Below are 17,289 nucleotides of genomic sequence, written 5' to 3'. Positions count from 1 at the left end.
GTACCCTACCAGCAGCGCGGTCGACAGCCGCAGCGCGTGGCGGAAGGTCGGCGAACCCGGCGTCAGGTTGAGCCGAATGCGCTCCCAGGCGTCCTTGAAGCTGCGCGGCGAACGGTTGAACAGGCTGGCGTCCTTCTGGTCGGCCACCGCATCCGGGTTGTGGGCGCTGGAGAGCTGGTCCTCCAGCGTCGCCAGGTTGCGGCCCAGCGCCTGCAGCGAGCGCAGCAACGGCGTCCATGCCGGATTGCGCTGGGCGCGCAGGTAGACGATCGAGGCGCGCAGGTCTTCCAGCGCCTGCTCGCTCTGGCCGTGGTCGAACGGCTGGCGCAGCAGCAGCGCCTTGGCCAGACGCTTGCAGGCGCGGCCCTGCTGGTCGAGCAGCCGCTGGCAGCGGAACAGCACATCGTGATGGAAGAACGCCTCCGCCAGCGCCGAGTAGGGGTAGTGCGAGGCGCTGACCCGCTCGTGAATGTCCTGGGCGATGAAGTAGAGGCGCAGGTAGCGATTGAGCTTGCGACTGCCGCGCTGGCCCTCCAGCCGGCGGAAGATCATCTCCTTGGCCTGGTTGAGCGCGGTCACCACGCGGCCGTTCTGGCGCGCCAGCGCGACGCGCCGACTCTCCACGTCGACCCCGCGCAGCGGTTCGAACAGGGTCGCCTTGATGATCAGGTATTCACCCAGCTCCCGGTAGAGCTGCGCCATGCTCTGCTTGACCGGCTGGCGCGAGAACAGCGCGCACCAGACGACCGAGATCGCGCCGTACCAGGCCGCGCCACCGACCAGCAGCAGCGGCTGGTGCCAGAAATCGCCATCGGTGGTGCCGCCGTGCTGCTCGATGTTGATCATCGAGTAGACCGACAGGATCAGCGTCGCCGAGGCGATGGTGGCATAACGTTGCTCGATGGCACCGAGCATGATGAAGATAAACGCCGACAGCGCCAGTCCGGGGGCGAACAGCCACGGCCACGGAAACAGCAGTTCCACCGAGCTCGAGGCGACCAGAAAGCAGATCAGCGTGACCAGCAGGGCGCGGACGCGGCCCTCCCAGTTGTCGTCGGTCTCGGAGAGGGCGCTGGCGATGATGCCGAGAAACAGCGGAATCGCGAGCGCGATCTGGTCCTGAGACCAGCTCAGCGCGATGGCGCCGCTGAACGCCAGGAACACCCGGAAACTGTAGGCGAACTTGTCGAGCGTCCACAGCTGGCGCAGGGAGTGGGAAAACGAATCGGAAATCTCGGTCTCTCCGCAAAGGGGTCGTGCGTCACGATAGCGCGCCGATGGTGACGGTAACAGCCACCGAAGCCCGCAACGGTCAGAGAAGCCGCCACATGACTAGACTTTAGTATAACGCCGCTTTCCCTATCGGCCGCAACGGCTTCCCGCTTTATCCCCATCCTGGAGTTGGGCATGATCGGGATTTACCGGACGACAGAGGCAAGGCGTGGGATCGACCAGGAATTCGCATCGCACCGGCGTGATACGAGCGCTGGGGTTCGTGGGTCAGCTGCTGCGTGGCGTGGTGATGCTGGGCGTGATCGGCTGGGGCGCGCTGGCGCTGCATTTCGAGCTGCCGGGGCCGCGCCCGCTCGTCGTCGTCGTCATTGCCGTATGGGTACTGATCGGCGCGGCGGCGTTGATCGCGCCCTGGCGGGTCCGCCGGGGTTCGCCTCGTCAATCGCGCAGAGCGCGCGTGGCCCTGGCGATCCGGCTGACGTTCACGCTGGCACTGGTCGTCCTGGTGAGCTGGTGGCAGAGTCTCGAACCCCGCAACGATCGCGACTGGGCGCCGGACGTGGCACGCCAGCTCTCGGTCGAACGTGACGGCGACCGGGTCACGCTTCACAACGTGCGCGATTTCGAGTGGCAGACGCCGGATACCGCGACACCGCGCTGGGAGACCCGCGAGTACGATCTGTCGCAGCTCGACGCGGTGGACATGGTGGTCTCCTACTGGATGGGCCCGGCGATCGCCCACACCCTGGTCACGTTCGGCTTCACCGACGGCCGACATCTGACGTTTTCGGTGGAGATCCGGCGTGAGCGCAACGAGGCGTTCTCGATCAGCGGCGGCTTCTTCAAGCAGTTCGAGCTCAACCTGATCGCCGCCGACGAGAACGATATCCTGCGTCTGCGCAGCAACGTCAGAGGCGAGGAGGTCTATCTCTACCGGGTCGGGCTATCGCCGCAAGCGCGGCGCGAACTGTTCCTCGCCTACCTGGACGAGGCCGAGCGACTGCGCCGGACGCCTGAGTTCTACAACACCCTGACCAGCAACTGCACCACCATCGTGTTCGACATGGTCGACAGGATCGTCTCCGGTCTTCCCAGGGATATCCGGCTGATTCTTTCCGGCTACCTGCCGGAGTACGTCTACGATATCGGTGGGCTGGACAGGAGCCACCCGCTCGAATTCCTGCGCAGCCGAGGCCATATCAATCCGCGCGCCCGGGAGATCCCCTACACTGCGGGGAGCGAGGCCTTTTCCCGCGCCATCCGCGACGGCGTCCCCGCCGCCGATGGCGAGATCCTTCACGCGTCATCGCCCTGAGCGGGACTCAATGCCATGACCTCCCTGCGCGACGCCATCGAAAATCGCATCCACCATCTGACCGGCCGCACGCTGGGTGGGGTCGACTACACCCAGCCCAAGGGCGATCCCGGCCTGTTCGGGCCGGATACCGTGGCGTGGAAAGTCCACGGCGAGTTCACGCCGATGATGTGCGGCGGCGTCAGCGCGCTGCTGCTGCAGATGCTGCACCCGCTGGCGCTGGCCGGCATCTGGGATCACTCCAACTTCCGCCAGGACATGATCGGCCGGCTGCGCCGTACCAGCCAGTTCATCGCCGTCACCACCTTCGGCTCCCGCGATGACGCCGAGCGCATCCTCGAGCGGGTGCGCCGGGTCCACGACGGCGTCAGCGGTCACGCGGCCGACGGTACGCCCTATGCCGCCAACGATCCCGACCTGCTGGTGTGGGTCCACGTGGCCGAGATGAGCCGCTTCCTGGCCGCCCACATGCGCTATCGCAATCCCCGGCTCAGCCTCGCCGATCAGGATCGCTACTTCGATGAGACCGCACGCGTCTCCGAAGCGCTGGGCGCGCGCCAGGTTCCGCGATCGCGCGCGGCGATAGACGCCTACCTGGAACACCAGCGACGCCACCTTGTCTGCGACACACGGACCCGCGACGTGATCGACGTGCTGCTGCACGCAGTGCCGCCCAGCCCGATCATACGACCCGCCGGGGCGCTGTTCATGCGCGCCGGCATCGACCTGCTGCCGCCCTGGGCGGCGACACTGCTCAGCCTCGAGATGTCGACGCTCGAGCGCCGCGCCGTTCGCGGCGGCATCCTCGCCATCGCCCCGGTGATGCGCTGGGCGGTGCGCAACGGTTCCTATCGACGGGCCCTGGAGCGGATGCAGGTCCGGGAGCAGGCTCAGCGGCGGTGAGGAGCCGAATCAGGCGCTGGCCGGCGGTACCGACTCGTCGCGACGCACGCGGTCGATCTTCAGCATCCGCGCGATGACCTTGTCGAGCTCCGACTGCTCGAAAATCTTCTTCCAGTCGTCGCGCAGGATATTCTCGCGACCGTAGTCGATCGCGATCATGCAGGCGTCCGAGAACGGATTGGTGCTGCGAAACGCCACCGCCAGCGCGATCTGGATATGGCCGTAGAGCATGGCCTCTGCAGCCTTCTGCGGTACGCCGGTGCGCGCGACGGTCTCGTCCAGCGCCTCCTTCATGAAGGTGCCGAGCATGCAGGTGACGGTCTCCACCAGCGTCGGCTCGAGATAGGCCAGCTGGGTGACGGTAATCCAGTGGACATCATCGACCGGGGCGTACATCACGCGGATCACCGCCTCCAGCGCCGCCCTTTCGGCGTCGCTGCCGCTCTCGAACGCCGCCGCGACGGACTGAGTGGCCGCCACGCCGCCGAACGCATCGGCGTGCTCCTCCTGGGTGTAGCGTTCGAGGAAAACCGACGGATGGCAGGGATGCGCCACGGCGTAGTGAATATCTTCGCGCTGGAACAGCAGGTTGGCGTAGGCCGCGGCCGGATCCAGCGTCAAAAGGGTTGCGCCAGCCTTCATCTGTGGCACCAGCTTCTCGGAAACCTTGCCCAGCACGATGTCCGGCACCGCCAGAATCAGCAGATCGCAGTCGGCGATGACGTCATCGATGGACGACAATTCGCGCCCGGCATCGCGCACGCGCTGCTGGCCCTCGGTGGCGTTTTCGCAGTAGTGAACGTGGAAATCGCTGCGCGCCAGGTTGGCCGAGATGCGCATGCCCATCTTGCCCCCGGCCCCGACCAGCGCGATCGATCGACCTGTCTGTGTCATGGTGTATAGCTCCTTAGAAACTCCAGGTTGCGCCGGGTCCACTCGGACTCCAGGCGGCAGGTCGTCGTCGCATCCGACTGCCAGGGCAGCCAGTGCTCGATGACCTGGGAAATACCGCGTGATACCGGATCGACGTGCCGCATCATGGCGTCGAACGGCAATTGCCCCTCTCCCAGCGGACAGCCGGCAAGCTGGAAGCCGACCCAACCGGGAGCGCGAGTGAAGTGGAAATCCTTGACGTGCAGGTTGACGACCCGCGGGGCGGTGCGCTCGACGACCGTCAGCGGCATTTCCAGCGCGGCGACGCAGTTGGCCGGGTCGAGACAGATGCCGAGGTGCGAGTCATCGAGCGATTCGACGACGGTCATTAGCTCATCGACGGTGACCTGCTCGTAGGTTTCCAGCGCCAGGGTGACGTTGTGTCGTCGCAATCGCGGCAGGATCGCCTCCAGCCGCTGGATCGCGACTTCGGTGGTGGGCCGATCCTCGTCGCGATACAACATGCTGCGCAGTAGCGATACGCCCAGCCGCTCGGCGATATCCAGATAGCGACCGAGAGGGTCGGGCGCCACGCCCTTGGTGCCGAGTTCCAGCTGGATGCCGAGACGCTCGGCCTGTGCACGCAGCTGATTCAGGCGTGCCGCGCCGAAAGCCTCGATCGCCGGATAGTCGCAGATCTGGAACACGTCACCGTCGAGCGCCGCCGTCTCCTCGAGCATCGCTTCCAGCGACATCGGGTCCTCGACCCGGTCCGATCCGCGCCAGAAAAAGGCGTAGGTACTCAGTCCAATCCGCATGGTTGCTCCGGTATCGGTTGCAGAGAGCCATCGTCAGTGTCCGGCGGTGGCGTTGTGGGGGGTCGCGCGACGGCTGGGCGTGGCGGGCTCACGGCTGATGATCAGCATCATTATCCCAGCCATTGCCATGAACCCGCCGACCACGAACATCGGCACGGTATAGCCACCGCTCAGATCATGGAGCGCGCCGGTCAGATACCCCGACGAGAATCCGGCGATATTGCCGATGGTGTTGATCAGCGCCACACCCGCCGCGGCTGCGGCGCCATCGAGAAAGCGAGTCGGCAACGTCCAGAAATTGGGCAGCGCGGCGAAGATCGAGCACGCCGTGATGGTGATCATGGCGATCGTCGCGGCGGGCGACTCCATGTAGAGCGCCAACGGCACACTCAGCGCGCCGGTGAAGGCCGGCAACGCGATATGCCAGCTGCGCACCCCGCGCCGCGTGGCGTCGCGAGACCAGAAATAGAGCACGATCGCGGCCGGCAGATAGGGTACGGCGGTAATCAGGCCTTTCTGCATCAGGCCGAAATGGGTCCCGAACTGCGCCTCGAAACCGCCGATGATCGTCGGCAGGAAGAAGGCGAGCGCATACAGACCGTAGATGAAACCGAAGTAGATCCCGCAGAGCGCCCATACCCGGCCGCTGGAGAACGCCTGCTTGAGCCCTTTCTTCTCTTGATTGGCGCCAAGCTTCTGACGGGACTCCCGCTCGAGCTCGGTGGTCAACCACGTCTTCTCCTCGGCCGTCAGCCAGCGCGCATCGGCCGGGCGATCGACCAGATAGAACCAGGCGACGATACCCAGCAGGATGGCCGGAATGGCCACGCCGAAGAACATGAAACGCCAGCCCGCCAGACCGAAGAACGCGCCATCGTGTTGAATCAGCAAAGCCGCCAGCGGCGCACCGATAACGGTGGTCAACGGTTGGGCCAGATAGAACAGCGCCAGGATCCGGCTGCGATAGCGTGCCGGGACCCACAGGCTCAGAAACAGGATCGCGCCGGGGAAGAAACCCGCTTCGGCCACGCCCAGCATGAACCGCAGGAAATAGAGACCGCCCGCGCTATCCACCCAGGTGAACAGTAGCGCCACGATGCCCCAACTGACCATGATCCGGGCCAGCCACTTGCGCGCGCCGAAGCGATGCAGGGCCAGGTTGCTGGGTACCTCCAGCAGGATGTAGCCGACGAAAAAGATGCCCGAGGCAAAACCGAACTGCGCGGCACTCAGGGCCAGATCGGCGTTCATGCCGTTGGGGGCGGCAAAGGAGATCGCCGTCCGATCCAGATAGTTGATGAAGAACATCAGGGCCACGAAGGGCACCAGGCGCCATGCCACCTTGCGAATGGCGGACGTTTCCACCGATGAAACTGCCGCGTGTTCCATGATCGCTCCCACTCCCGCAAAAGCGTTGTCAGTGACCACGGCATGGCCCGTCGATGTCGGCCATATCGCGGCAATAGTCATACGATCATCAGGTCATCATACCACTACGGCAATACGGCAAACGTCGTAGACCGGGCATTGCCGCGGTCATCGGCAAGTCTCCATCGAGGAAGGTATGAAGCCGCTAGCAGTCCGGACCCGACCCGGGGTTCTGCACGCGGAGTCTGAGAATCTCGAATCCCTTGAGCCGATCGGTCTCACCGGCGCGCAGACGCGCCTCCACGCTTGGGGCCGGCTGAAACCCATCACCCACCGCAGCGAGTCGCGACAGTTCGAGCAGGTCGACGCCCTCGATGTACAGCGGCACGGCGTCCGCGCTCAGGTTGGCGATCCACACCTCGATAACGGCGGGGAGTTCGGTCTGCCAGGCCAGCGCCGCCAGCTCGGCACCGTCGAGTTTCAGTTGCCGCAGCGGTTGCCCCGCTGCCCGGCACAGGCCAGCGATCGCGTGGCCCACGGGATGGAGAGACTCAGCGCCGATATCGAACGGCGGGCCGAGGGATGACAGCGTGGCGGCATCGACCCCGGCATAGGCCACGCGGGCCATGAAACCGACGCCCCAGGCCGCAGCGAACAGCCCGCGCTGGCGCGGGTCGTCGTCACTCAGGGTCACGCGCTGGCTGCCGTCGTTGGGCGTGAGACACTCGCCATACGGATTGGTCCAGGCACCGATGGCGGTGGTGGTAATCCGGTAAGGCGTCGTCGGCGCCAGGGCCCGGCAGGAAGCGACGATATCCGGCACGCTCTGCAGGGTTTCCATCACCGAGCGGTCGTCCGCGGCGTGGACGATGGGCGAGACGGCATGGGTGATGAAGTCGATCGATGAAGGGTCGGGGCGACAGCGGTTGAGCTCGGTGAAGTAGGTCGGCACGCCGCCGCCCAGCGCCAGTTCCGGCCACAGTACACGCGCCGCCATTCGTGCCTGCCCCGGCGATGTGCCCGAAGGCCAGACGCCATCCGGCTGGTAGCTCTTGAGGTACGCCGCCGGGGTCACCAGCATCCCGGCCGGGGTGCCAGGCAACCCCTCCAGCCGCCGTGCCAGCATCGAGAGCGAACCTGTCGGATCGTGATCATCGCAGATTACGTAGAGCCATACCGGAATGTCACGCTCGGCCGCGCTGTCCATCAAGCCGGGCAGATTCTCGAGCGCCCGGGAGCTGCGCAGATCGAGCAGCGCATCCAGATGCCGTGGCATGACGGCATCGAGCTGCCGTGCCAGCCGGCCGAGACCATTGATGCGATCCAGCCATAGACCGCAGCCGACGGACGGCAGTGGCGTCGAGGCCGGGCCGCCGAGCCGGAGCGTGTGGACGTCGGTTCTCATCCGGGCGTTCTCCCGCTGTCGACCGCAGAGACGACCACCCGCTGCACGACCCGGTCCCCCGCCCCGAGCACATAGGGCGTCGGCCAGGCCAGCGGCCGGTTGTAGATCTTGAATGAGGCATCCGACCAGTTGCGCTGATCTTCCATTTCGAACACATCGCCCTCGAAATCGATCTTCACCGTGACATCGAGCGTTGGTGAAAGCTGTAGTTGCCGAATATCGAACAGCGGCTGCGAGGGGCTGATCAGGCGGGGCAGCCGCGTGGTCTCCCGCTGACCATCCGTATGCAGCACCTGAATTTCACCGCCGACGACACCCGCCAGCGGCAGCAGCATGCTCACGCCGCTGCGCGCCGTGGTGAAATCGATGAGGACTTCGAGGGCAAGGTCCACCGTGACCCGATGCTCGGTCGCCTCGATCCGCAACTGTCCACGCAGCAACGACTCACCGGCGGCATCAGGACCGTCGGTCGATAGATGAAAATCCTGTGCCAGGCTGGCATGGCGATGCGCCACTTCGATCCGTTCGTCATCGACGATCGGCGTATGGGTGCCCCACTGCGGGTCACGCAGCACCGCAGCGATCCCCCTCACGATTTCGATATCGCCGATACGGAGCCAACGCAGGGCGCCCGACTGCCAGGCGAACGACAACGCTCCCAACTGGATATGGCACGGCGCCGGCTCCGGCGTCGCCGTGCCGTATTGCCGAATCAAGCCCGGGCCGTCCGTCCCCATGTGCTCTCCTTCTCTCGTCGATGCCGTCAATAAGTCCGCTGAAGCGCCCCCGGGACACCCCTTTCTGGCACGGGTCTCGAACCGATGATGGCGGTTCTGACGCTGGGCGCCATTCGACCTTTGGTATGATGACATGACCTCCATGCATCGGTTTAATGCCGTTACGCCATCCGTTCCGGGCGAGCCGGGCCCGGGACGGACCATGAACAACAGCGGATGCGGGAGGGATTCAGATGACCCAACAGCGAACTGTGCGGGGCGCGCTGATCGGTTGCGGTTTCTTCGCCGAAAACCAGATGCGAGCGTGGCGGGATCTCCATGAGATGGGAAAAGGCGTCGAGATTGTCGCCTTGTGCGATCGCGATCCGCAACGACTGGCGTACTTTCGGGATCTATTCGGCATCGAAGCCGCCTATACCGAGGCGGAAACCCTGTTCGCCGCGTTCGCCGGGAAGCTGGATTTCGTGGATATCGCCACCACCACGCCCTCCCATGCGACGCTGGTCCCGCTGGCGGCCCGCCATGGCGTCGATATCATCTGCCAGAAGCCCTTCGCCGGCTCGCTGGAGAACGCCAGCCGATTGATCGCGCAGTGCTCGGCGAGCGGGGTGAGCCTCGGCATCCACGAGAACTTCCGCTGGCAACATGCGGTTCGCCAGACGATCGAGACGCTGCGCAGCGGGCGAATCGGCCGCCCCTTCTTCGGCCGCATCAGTTATCGCAGCGGTTTCGATGTCTACGCGGCCCAGCCCTATCTGGCCCGGGCGGAACGCTTCATCCTCGAGGACCTGGGCATTCATGTGCTGGATATCGCCCGCGCCCTGTTCGGCGAGGTAGCGCGGTTGAGTTGCGAGACCACGCGGATCAACGCCGCGATCGCGGGTGAAGACGTCGCCACCCTGATGTTGCAACACGACGACGGCATCACCTCCGTCGTCGATTGCAGCTATGCCACCCGGCTCGCCGACGATCCGTTCCCGCAGAGTCTGATCGAGGTCGACGGCATCCACGGCTCGCTGCGCCTGCGCCAGGATTTCGTCCTCGAGATCCACGATACCGGGGGCCACTGCGAGGTGCAGACGGTCCGGCCCGAGCCGCCTGCCTGGAGTGAATCACCATGGGTACCGATCCAGGCCAGCGTGCTCGCCTTTCAGGCCGACTGGCTCGAAGCGTATTGGCAAAACCGCCCGATCGAGACCCGTGGCGAGGACAACTACAACACCCTGGCGCTGGTCGAGGCGGCCTACGAGGCGGCGGCAACGCACCAGAGCGTGATTCCCGAACGCTGGAACCGCTAGGGCGAGTTCGGGCAGGCGACTGTTCTGTCGATCGCCGAAGCGATTATCCTACGTCCTGACATGGGTTCGATCGACGGCCACTCCGTACTCGAGAACAGGAAGATTCATGAATGACATCGCTGCAGGTCCGATTCGCCGACGCAAGCTATCGGACGAAGTGCTGGAACGCTTGCTGGCGCTGATCCGTGCACAGAAACTGCAACCCGGCGATCAACTGCCGCCGGAACGGGAACTGATGGCGCTCTACGGCGTGGGCCGGCCGGCAATCCGCGAAGCCATGCAGCAACTCGCCTCGATGGGCAGGATCACCATCAACCACGGCGAGCGGGCGCGGGTCAGCGAAGTCACCGTTCACTCGATGATCTCCCAGTTCGACACCACCGCCCGCTTTCTGCTCGACGACGATGCCGAGAACATCGACCACCTCAAGCAGGCACGACTGTTCTTCGAGGCCGGCATGGTACGGATGGCCGCGACCCGTGCGACGCCCGACGCTATCGACAAACTGCGCGGATTGATCGACGACATGCAGCGGAGCCAACGCGGCGATGCCTTCATCGAGTGCGACATGGCGTTTCACAGCGCCATCGCCGACATGACCGGCAACCCGATCTTCTCGGCGACGGCTCGCGCCATGCTCCACTGGCTGAAGGACTACCATCTCGGCATCGTCAGTTTCCGCGGTGCCGAAGACGTCTCCCTTCGCGAGCACCATCAGATCGTCGACTGCCTGGCCGACAACGATCCCGACGCCGCGGAGCAGGCGATGCGCGACCACCTGACTCGTACCAGCGAGCTCTATCGTCAGCGCGCCGAGTCGCTCGAGGACGGCTCCGACCGCTGATCGTCCTCCGGTGGCTCTCCCCTTGCGCCGCCGCCTTGACCCAGCTCGCGGCGCAACCACTCGGCGAGGCGCTCGCCTCGCCGGGTATCGACGCCGGGCGCCAGCCACAGCCCCAGCGACGCATCGGTCTCGATCGCGGGCCACGGCGCCACCAGCCGCCCCTGCTGCAGCTCGGCGGCCACCAGCAGCTGCGGCGCGATGGCGACCCCCAGCCCCGCCAGCGCGGCCTCCAGCAGATAGTAGAGATGTTCGAAGCTGCGGCCCTTGGCGCGCGCCCCGGCCAGCGTCGCGTCATCGATGCCCATGGCCACTGCCCATTCGGACCAGGCTTGGGGCCGCGACGCCGTGTCCAGCAGCGTGAGCCGTTCGAGCATGGCATGGGCCGAGCTTTTCGCTGCCGCCGTCCAGATCTCCGGCGTCGCGACCGCGACGATGCGCTCCGGCATCAGTTCGAACACCGGCATGTCATCAAACCAGGGCGGCGCGGCGAAGCGCAGCGTGGCATCGACATCCTCGCGACGCGGGTCGAGTTCGTTTTCGCTGGAAACCACCCGCAGGCGCAGCTCGGGCAGCTCGGCGTTGAGCCGGTCGAGCCGTGGAATCAGCCAGCGCGCCAGCAGGCTGCCGGGGCAGGCCAGCGTGAACGGCGCCTCGTCGAGATGGCGCGTCAGCGCCGCGCAGCCTTCGCTCAAGCGTGAGAAAGCCTCACCGACGGCGGGATATAGCATACGACCGTGATTCGTCGGCACGAGCCCGCGTCCGGCCTTCTCGAACAGTTCGACGCCAAAATGGTGCCCCAACGTCCGTAGCTGCCGGCTGACCGCACCATGGGTGACGTGGAGCTCCTCGGCGGCCGCGCTGACGCTGCCCAGGCGGGCCGTGGCTTCGAACGCGCGCAACGCGTTGAGAGACGGTAGCGTGGCCATTTCATCTCCGAAAACTGGTGAGTTTTACTCACAGGATGAAGAGAGTTTATCGATTTTCCCCCACTCGTCACCAGCCTAATCTGTGGTCCTCGAATCGATCGACCGGATCTGACTGATGAACTCGACACTGAAGACGCTTCCCGACCACAACGGCTTTTTTGTACCCGCCGTCCCTGGCGGTCACCCTTCGGGCCGTCGCTGCCGCGACGTCAAAAATTTCTCCCGGAAATTTCTTGGTGGCAGCCCGGGGGATGGCCACGGCACTCAATTGAACCGGGGCTACGGCGGACGCTATGTCGCCGAGACGCTGATGCCGCTGATCGGCGAGATCGAAGCCGCCTACGACGACGCCCGCGCCGACCCCGCCTTTCAGGCCCGGCTGCACGAACTCCAGCGCGACTATGTGGGACGCGCCACGCCGCTCTACTTCGCCGAACGCCTGACCGAACACTTCGGCGGCGCGCAGATCTATCTGAAGCGCGAGGATCTCAATCACACCGGCGCGCACAAGATCAACAACGCCCTGGGCCAGGCACTGCTGGCGCAACGCATGGGGCGCCAGCGGCTGATTGCCGAAACCGGCGCCGGCATGCACGGCGTCGCGGTGGCCACGGTGGCCGCGCGGCTCGGCCTCGGCTGCGTGGTCTACATGGGCGCGACCGACATCGAACGTCAGCAACCCAATGTCCAGCGCATGCGCCTGCTCGGCGCCGAGATCGTGCCCGTCCACAGCGGCACGGCGACACTCAAGGACGCCATGAACGAGGCGCTGCGGGACTGGGTCGCCAATGTCGACGACACCTTCTACATCATCGGCACCGTGGCCGGACCGGCGCCCTACCCGCGCATGGTGCGGGATTTCCAGGCGGTGATCGGCGTCGAGACACGCGAGCAACTGTTGGCGACACAGGGCCGTCTGCCGGACACGCTGGTCGCCTGCGTCGGCGGCGGTTCCAACGCCATGGGACTGTTCCACGCCTTTCTCGACGATGCGGCGGTGACCCTGGTCGGGGTCGAGGCGGCCGGGGAAGGGCTGGAGAGCGGTCGTCACGCCGCCAGTCTCAATGGCGGCGCGCCCGGCATCCTGCACGGCAATCGCACCTATCTACTCCAGGACGGCGACGGCCAGATTCGCGACGCGCACTCGATCTCCGCCGGGCTCGACTATCCCGGCGTCGGCCCCGAGCATGCCTATCTTCACGACAGCGGCCGGGCAAGCTACGTCGCGGTCACCGATGACGAGGCGCTCGCAGCCGTCGGACTCTGCTGCCGGCTGGAGGGTATCCTGCCGGCGCTGGAATCGGCGCATGCGCTCTATCATGCGGGACAATTGGCGGCGGCGCAGGGGCCGGACCAGGTCATCGTGGTCTGCCTGAGCGGTCGCGGCGACAAGGACATGGACACCATCACCCGCCATCTGATGCCCGAGGAGGCCCAAGCATGAGCGCGCCATCGTTGACGACCGAGATGTCGAAGACCGACACCCTGAACCCTGCCTTTCCGAACGCCGATTCGCGCCTGGCACGTCGTTTCGCGGCGCTGAAAGCCGCCGATCGCGCCGCGCTGGTGACCTACGTGATGGCCGGCGACCCCGATCCCTCAGCCAGCCGCGACCTGCTCGCCCGGTTGCCGGCAGCGGGGGCCGACATCATCGAACTGGGCATGCCGTTCAGCGACCCGATGGCCGACGGCGTGGCCATTCAGCGCGCCGGCCAGCGCGCCCTGGCGAATGGCCAGACATTGGCGCTCACCCTGGAGATGGTGCGCGATTTTCGGCAACGCGATGACGACACCCCGATCGTGCTGATGGGCTATCTCAATCCGCTCCAGCGCTTCGGCGAGGATCGCTTTCTGCAAGCGGCGGCAGAGGCCGGCGTCGATGGCCTGATCCTGGTCGACCTGCCGCCGGAGCACGGCGCCGCCCTGACGGCCCGGGCACGCGACCTGGGCCTGGCGCGGATTCCGCTGGTGGCGCCGACCACGCCGCCCGGACGATTGCCGGCACTGCTCGCCCAGGGCGACGGCTTCGTCTATCGCATCGCCTTCAATGGCGTGACCGGCAGCCGCCGACTCGATATTGCGGCAGAGCTGGATAGCGCACTCGACGCCCTCAAGCGGCAGTCTCCGCTACCCGTCGCCGTGGGCTTCGGGGTGCGCGACGGCGACACGGCCGCCGCTATCGCCAGGATCGCCGACGCCGTGGTCGTCGGTAGCGCCCTGGTGGAGCGGCTCGCGGCGGCAGGGGTGGATGCGGCACTGGAACTGACGCGGGAACTGGCCGAGTCGATTCAGGGTGCGCGGAGAGGCAAGTCCTGAGCGCGCCCTACCGTTCGATTTTAAGCACGCATATGCGCATAAAAACGCGCTTTTGTTCGATTATCTAGGCGATAAACTGTCTCCATTGCGCCAAGCTGAAGCTCGGCGCCCAAAACCAGGAGACAGGCCATGTTGACGATTCGACGCGGTAATGAACGCGGTTATGCCGATCACGGCTGGCTCAAGAGCTATCACTCGTTTTCGTTCGCCGGCTATCACGACCCGAAGCACGTCCACTTCAGCGTGCTGCGGGTCATCAACGAGGACCGCGTGGCGCCCGGGCAGGGCTTCGGCCAGCACGGTCATCAGGACATGGAGATCTTCTCCTACGTACTGAGCGGCGAACTGGGGCATCGGGACACCCTGGGCAACGGCTCCTCGATCGGCCCGGGGCGGGTGCAGATCATGACCACCGGCAGCGGCGTCGAGCACAGCGAGTTCAATCATTCCGCCAGCGAGCCGGTCCACTTCCTGCAGATCTGGCTGTTCCCGCGGGCGCGGGGCCTGACCCCGAACTATGCCGAAAAGGATTTCACCGAGGCGGACAAGCGCGGCCGACTCTGTCTGATCCTGTCGCCCGATGGCCGCGACGGCTCACTGACACTGCAACAGGACGCGTTGATCTACGCTTCGTTGCTGGATGGTGACGAGCGTGCGGAACTGGCGCTGAAGGCGGGGCGCGAGAGCTATGTCCACGTAGTGAAGGGCGGTGTAGAGGCCAACGGCCAGCGCCTCGAGGGCGGCGACGCGCTGCTGCTCGTGGATGAACCGGCGGTCGTGCTGGAAAAGGGAGAGGACGCCGAGGTTCTGGTCTTCGACCTGCCAGCCCTATCGCAGCAGTGACACGGGTGTGAGGCGATACCGGCGACAGGGACGTTGCCGGCTTCGTGGCTCGTGGCTCGTGGCTCGTGGCTCGTGGCTAGAGATACTTCAGCAGGCTCTGCAATCGCTCCAGATCGCGGGAGTCGCCCACCAGACGTAACCGACCGTCGAACAGCCCTTCGCGAAACGCACGCTGCGAAGGCTTGCTCAAAAAGCGCGTGGCGCTGTCGGCATCACGAAAACGCAGTTCCAGCATCAGGTCCACCGGCAGACCGGTGTCACTGTGGACCGCTTGCGGGGTCATCCGATAATGGCGGGCAATCGACAGGTCTTCCGTGGCAACGCCCCAATCGAATCGCTGGAATTTCTCCAGACTCTCGCGAAACGCCGCCTTGCGCGACCGTGCGCGCTTGAGCATCACGCCCAGCCACCAGAGCATCAACTTGAGCTTCATGCCACCTCGCACGACCGATCATCAGGGTAGGAATGCATCGTGTAGAAGAATGCCGACCCGCCAGCATCGGGACGGATCGGCTATCGTTGCGCTCATTGGCGGATGAGCGACTCGGGAATTCGAGACCCGAACTTGCGACTTACTTACTGACGGCGTCCTTGAGAGCCTTGCCGGGCTTGAAGGCCACGGTCTTGCTGGCCGGGATGTTCAACGGCTTGCCAGTCTGCGGGTTCTTACCCGTCCGTGCGGCGCGCTCGCGAACCGTAAATGAACCGAAACCGATCAAAGTGACATCGTTGCCTTTGGAAACCGTACCGGTGATTTCGTCGAGAATGACGTTCAACACCTGACTGGCCTTGTCCTTCGAAAGATCCGCACGCTCGGCAATCGCCGCAGCGAGTTCTGGCTTACGCATAGAGCCCTCCTAGTTTGGCTATGGCGTCACCTGACACACCTTGCATCTTAAACGAGTTGTTGTTCTCGATGAGGGGAATCCCCTCCGAACGCATAATAAGCCGCCCGGGGCGCGGTTTGTCCAGCATCAGGTGACGATTCATGGCTTATACAACCGTAGCCACCGGGGCTAGCCTAGCAACGGGGGGGCAGCTCGCGCCAGTTCGACTTTACGACGAACGCAGCGCCCGGTCAGCGCGAAGCCCAGCAACCGTCCTGACTCGTCCTCGGCCAAGGCGCTGAAATCGCTGGCCTCTCCTTCGATCCGCCAACGGTGGGGGGGGTCGCGCGGCGGTAGTGCGACAACCGGCAGCAACGGCGTCTTGACCACCACCGGCCAGGCGCCGTAACTCACCTCGGTGGGTATGCCGGCGAGCGTTGCCGCCAGCGCTTTGACAGCGGCCTGCAGCGGCTGGACGTACATGGCACTCAAGCCGCCGACCGGGGCGTCGAGCCCATCGACACAGGCCACGTCACCCAGCGCGAAGACGTTCGGCGCGCTGGTCGCGAGCCGCCGGTCGGTCAGGATACCGGCCGGCGAGACCGCCAGCCCCGCCACTTCGGCGAGTGCCGTGCGTGGGCGCAGCCCCGTCGCGACCAGCACCATGTCCGCTGCCAGCGCTTCACCGTCGTCCAGGACCAGCGTCACGCCTTCGCCATCGTCGTGAAGCGCCGAGACCTGACGTTCGAAATAGCCGCGGATGCCGGCTTCGGCGAAGGCCTCGCCCAGCGCCCGCCCCAACGGTGGCGGCAGCAGGCGGGGCAGCGGCGTCGCCTCGGGCGCGATCAGGGCGCCCCGGTGGCCCCCCGCATGCAGGTCATTGGCGCACTCGCAGCCCACCCGGCCGGCGCCGATGATGGCGATGCGGGCCTGGCGGCCGGGGTGACGATCCAGCACGCCGCGCAAGCGACGGTAGCCATCGAGATCGTTGATCTGAAATACCCGGTCGCGCAGCGAGGACGCCACCTCGAACGGCTGCCATGGCGCGGCACCCGTCGCCAGCACCAGTTGGCCGTAGGGCAGGAGCTCGGCACCGATCCTCAGCCGACGACGGGCGGTGTCGATGGCATCCACGGTGGTATGGGTGCGAACCCGCGCCCGCAGCGTCGCGGCCAGGCCCACCGCATCGCGCATGACCAGCGATTGCGCCGTCTGGCGCTTGGCGAAGGCACTGGAGAGCAGCGGCTTGGTATACTCGTCGCCGCTGTCGGCACTGATCAGGGTGATCGGTCGCTCGCCATCGCGGCTCCGAATGGCTCGGGCCAGGCCCACGCCGGCCATTCCGGTGCCGACGATCGTCAGGGGCGCGGTGGAGTGATCGGATTGGCTCATTGAGGGCTCGTTCGGTCGGTCGTCTCGAGGCCTCATGTTACACTACGCCGCCTTCGACCCGCGCCGTCCCGGTGGTTCATGGCTTTTTCCACGGCGCTTCCCCGGTGCGTCTTGATGGAGTCGTTTCGCGTGCCCTCAGCCTGTCACTGCCATGCCCTTCCGCCCGCCGCACGATCCTGGCGATGGATTCG

The 17,289-nt window shown here is 65.6% G+C and carries 17 protein-coding genes; 7 read left to right on the top strand and 10 right to left on the bottom strand.

Annotated features, from left to right (window positions below):
- Positions 1–1,233, bottom strand: a 1,233-nt coding sequence (locus tag AC3AYF_RS01760) for a YccS/YhfK family putative transporter (protein WP_295035416.1), incomplete at its 3' end; no start/stop codon positions are given.
- A gap of 208 nt (positions 1,234–1,441) precedes the next feature.
- Here AC3AYF_RS01760 and AC3AYF_RS01755 point away from each other — a divergent pair.
- Positions 1,442–2,548, top strand: a complete 1,107-nt coding sequence (locus AC3AYF_RS01755) for an Lnb N-terminal periplasmic domain-containing protein (protein WP_295035325.1) — start codon at positions 1,442–1,444, stop codon at positions 2,546–2,548.
- Between the two features lie 15 nt (positions 2,549–2,563).
- Positions 2,564–3,451 carry an oxygenase MpaB family protein gene (locus AC3AYF_RS01750; RefSeq protein ID WP_295035327.1) on the top strand — a complete coding sequence of 296 codons (888 nt, stop codon included), beginning with the start codon at positions 2,564–2,566 and terminating at the stop codon, positions 3,449–3,451.
- Positions 3,452–3,460: 9 nt separating this feature from the next.
- On the opposite strand, the gene AC3AYF_RS01745 is transcribed toward AC3AYF_RS01750, so the two are convergent.
- The 5 genes from AC3AYF_RS01745 to AC3AYF_RS01725 form a co-directional block, all read right to left on the bottom strand.
- Positions 3,461–4,345, bottom strand: coding sequence for a phosphogluconate dehydrogenase C-terminal domain-containing protein (locus AC3AYF_RS01745; RefSeq protein ID WP_487779333.1), 885 nt, complete (start codon positions 4,343–4,345; stop codon positions 3,461–3,463).
- A complete protein-coding gene (locus AC3AYF_RS01740) occupies positions 4,342–5,142 on the bottom strand; it encodes a sugar phosphate isomerase/epimerase family protein (protein ID WP_295035331.1) in 801 nt (266 codons plus the stop codon). The genes AC3AYF_RS01745 and AC3AYF_RS01740 overlap by 4 nt, the downstream gene beginning before the upstream one ends.
- Before the next feature lie 33 nt (positions 5,143–5,175).
- Entirely contained in the window at positions 5,176–6,531 is a 1,356-nt protein-coding gene (locus AC3AYF_RS01735; protein ID WP_295035333.1) for an MFS transporter, read from the bottom strand.
- Positions 6,532–6,715: 184 nt separating this feature from the next.
- On the bottom strand, positions 6,716–7,915 hold the full coding sequence (locus AC3AYF_RS01730; RefSeq protein WP_295035335.1) for a D-apionate lactonase family protein: 1,200 nt from the start codon (positions 7,913–7,915) through the stop codon (positions 6,716–6,718).
- Entirely contained in the window at positions 7,912–8,652 is a 741-nt protein-coding gene (locus AC3AYF_RS01725; protein ID WP_295035337.1) for a D-apionate lactonase family protein, read from the bottom strand. The genes AC3AYF_RS01730 and AC3AYF_RS01725 overlap by 4 nt, the downstream gene beginning before the upstream one ends.
- Positions 8,653–8,885: 233 nt before the next feature.
- On the opposite strand from AC3AYF_RS01725, the gene AC3AYF_RS01720 reads away from it, so the two are divergent.
- Both AC3AYF_RS01720 and nanR read left to right on the top strand, forming a co-directional pair.
- Entirely contained in the window at positions 8,886–9,950 is a 1,065-nt protein-coding gene (locus AC3AYF_RS01720; protein ID WP_295035339.1) for a Gfo/Idh/MocA family protein, read from the top strand.
- A 106-nt stretch (positions 9,951–10,056) separates the two neighbouring features.
- Complete coding sequence (nanR, locus tag AC3AYF_RS01715) at positions 10,057–10,794, top strand: transcriptional regulator NanR (protein WP_295035341.1); 738 nt, start codon at positions 10,057–10,059, stop codon at positions 10,792–10,794.
- Here nanR and AC3AYF_RS01710 read toward each other — a convergent pair.
- Positions 10,755–11,720, bottom strand: a complete 966-nt coding sequence (locus AC3AYF_RS01710) for a LysR family transcriptional regulator (protein ID WP_295035343.1) — start codon at positions 11,718–11,720, stop codon at positions 10,755–10,757. The two genes, nanR and AC3AYF_RS01710, sit on opposite strands and share 40 nt — an antisense overlap.
- A 115-nt stretch (positions 11,721–11,835) precedes the next feature.
- Here AC3AYF_RS01710 and trpB point away from each other — a divergent pair, with 115 nt between their 5' ends.
- The 3 genes from trpB to AC3AYF_RS01695 all read left to right on the top strand — a co-directional run bounded on the left by trpB (position 11,836) and on the right by AC3AYF_RS01695 (position 14,879).
- A complete protein-coding gene (gene trpB / locus AC3AYF_RS01705) occupies positions 11,836–13,164 on the top strand; it encodes a tryptophan synthase subunit beta (RefSeq protein ID WP_295035345.1) in 1,329 nt (442 codons plus the stop codon).
- Positions 13,161–14,036, top strand: coding sequence for a tryptophan synthase subunit alpha (gene trpA, locus AC3AYF_RS01700; RefSeq protein ID WP_295035359.1), 876 nt, complete (start codon positions 13,161–13,163; stop codon positions 14,034–14,036). Before trpB ends, trpA begins: the two co-directional genes overlap by 4 nt.
- A 129-nt stretch (positions 14,037–14,165) precedes the next feature.
- Positions 14,166–14,879, top strand: coding sequence for a pirin family protein (locus AC3AYF_RS01695; RefSeq protein ID WP_295035361.1), 714 nt, complete (start codon positions 14,166–14,168; stop codon positions 14,877–14,879).
- Positions 14,880–14,955: 76 nt separating this feature from the next.
- On the opposite strand, the gene AC3AYF_RS01690 is transcribed toward AC3AYF_RS01695, so the two are convergent.
- From AC3AYF_RS01690 to AC3AYF_RS01680, 3 genes are all read right to left on the bottom strand, one after another.
- Entirely contained in the window at positions 14,956–15,312 is a 357-nt protein-coding gene (locus tag AC3AYF_RS01690; protein ID WP_295035363.1) for a hypothetical protein, read from the bottom strand.
- 139 nt (positions 15,313–15,451) lie between these two features.
- Complete coding sequence (locus tag AC3AYF_RS01685) at positions 15,452–15,727, bottom strand: HU family DNA-binding protein (protein ID WP_295035365.1); 276 nt, start codon at positions 15,725–15,727, stop codon at positions 15,452–15,454.
- A gap of 168 nt (positions 15,728–15,895) precedes the next feature.
- On the bottom strand, positions 15,896–17,098 hold the full coding sequence (locus tag AC3AYF_RS01680; RefSeq protein ID WP_487779332.1) for an NAD(P)/FAD-dependent oxidoreductase: 1,203 nt from the start codon (positions 17,096–17,098) through the stop codon (positions 15,896–15,898).
- Between the last annotated feature and the right edge of the window lie 191 nt (positions 17,099–17,289).

The sequence above is a fragment of the Salinicola sp. genome, from assembly GCF_982684285.1.
This window is presented reverse-complemented; position numbering and strand designations above follow the sequence as displayed.

Excerpts from the sequence above, each read along its gene's own strand:
- AC3AYF_RS01725 (WP_295035337.1), bottom strand. The coding sequence starts at position 8,652 with ATGGGGACGGACGGCCCGGGCTTGATTCGGCAATACGGCACGGCGACG.
- AC3AYF_RS01745 (WP_487779333.1), bottom strand. The coding sequence starts at position 4,345 with ATGACACAGACAGGTCGATCGATCGCGCTGGTCGGGGCCGGGGGCAAG.
- AC3AYF_RS01690 (WP_295035363.1), bottom strand. The coding sequence starts at position 15,312 with ATGAAGCTCAAGTTGATGCTCTGGTGGCTGGGCGTGATGCTCAAGCGC.
- AC3AYF_RS01710 (WP_295035343.1), bottom strand. The coding sequence starts at position 11,720 with ATGGCCACGCTACCGTCTCTCAACGCGTTGCGCGCGTTCGAAGCCACG.
- AC3AYF_RS01735 (WP_295035333.1), bottom strand. The coding sequence starts at position 6,531 with ATGGAACACGCGGCAGTTTCATCGGTGGAAACGTCCGCCATTCGCAAG.
- AC3AYF_RS01680 (WP_487779332.1), bottom strand. The coding sequence starts at position 17,098 with ATGAGCCAATCCGATCACTCCACCGCGCCCCTGACGATCGTCGGCACC.
- AC3AYF_RS01695 (WP_295035361.1), top strand. The coding sequence starts at position 14,166 with ATGTTGACGATTCGACGCGGTAATGAACGCGGTTATGCCGATCACGGC.
- trpB (WP_295035345.1), top strand. The coding sequence starts at position 11,836 with ATGAACTCGACACTGAAGACGCTTCCCGACCACAACGGCTTTTTTGTA.
- AC3AYF_RS01685 (WP_295035365.1), bottom strand. The coding sequence starts at position 15,727 with ATGCGTAAGCCAGAACTCGCTGCGGCGATTGCCGAGCGTGCGGATCTT.
- trpA (WP_295035359.1), top strand. The coding sequence starts at position 13,161 with ATGAGCGCGCCATCGTTGACGACCGAGATGTCGAAGACCGACACCCTG.
- AC3AYF_RS01740 (WP_295035331.1), bottom strand. The coding sequence starts at position 5,142 with ATGCGGATTGGACTGAGTACCTACGCCTTTTTCTGGCGCGGATCGGAC.
- AC3AYF_RS01730 (WP_295035335.1), bottom strand. The coding sequence starts at position 7,915 with ATGAGAACCGACGTCCACACGCTCCGGCTCGGCGGCCCGGCCTCGACG.
- nanR (WP_295035341.1), top strand. The coding sequence starts at position 10,057 with ATGAATGACATCGCTGCAGGTCCGATTCGCCGACGCAAGCTATCGGAC.
- AC3AYF_RS01720 (WP_295035339.1), top strand. The coding sequence starts at position 8,886 with ATGACCCAACAGCGAACTGTGCGGGGCGCGCTGATCGGTTGCGGTTTC.
- AC3AYF_RS01750 (WP_295035327.1), top strand. The coding sequence starts at position 2,564 with ATGACCTCCCTGCGCGACGCCATCGAAAATCGCATCCACCATCTGACC.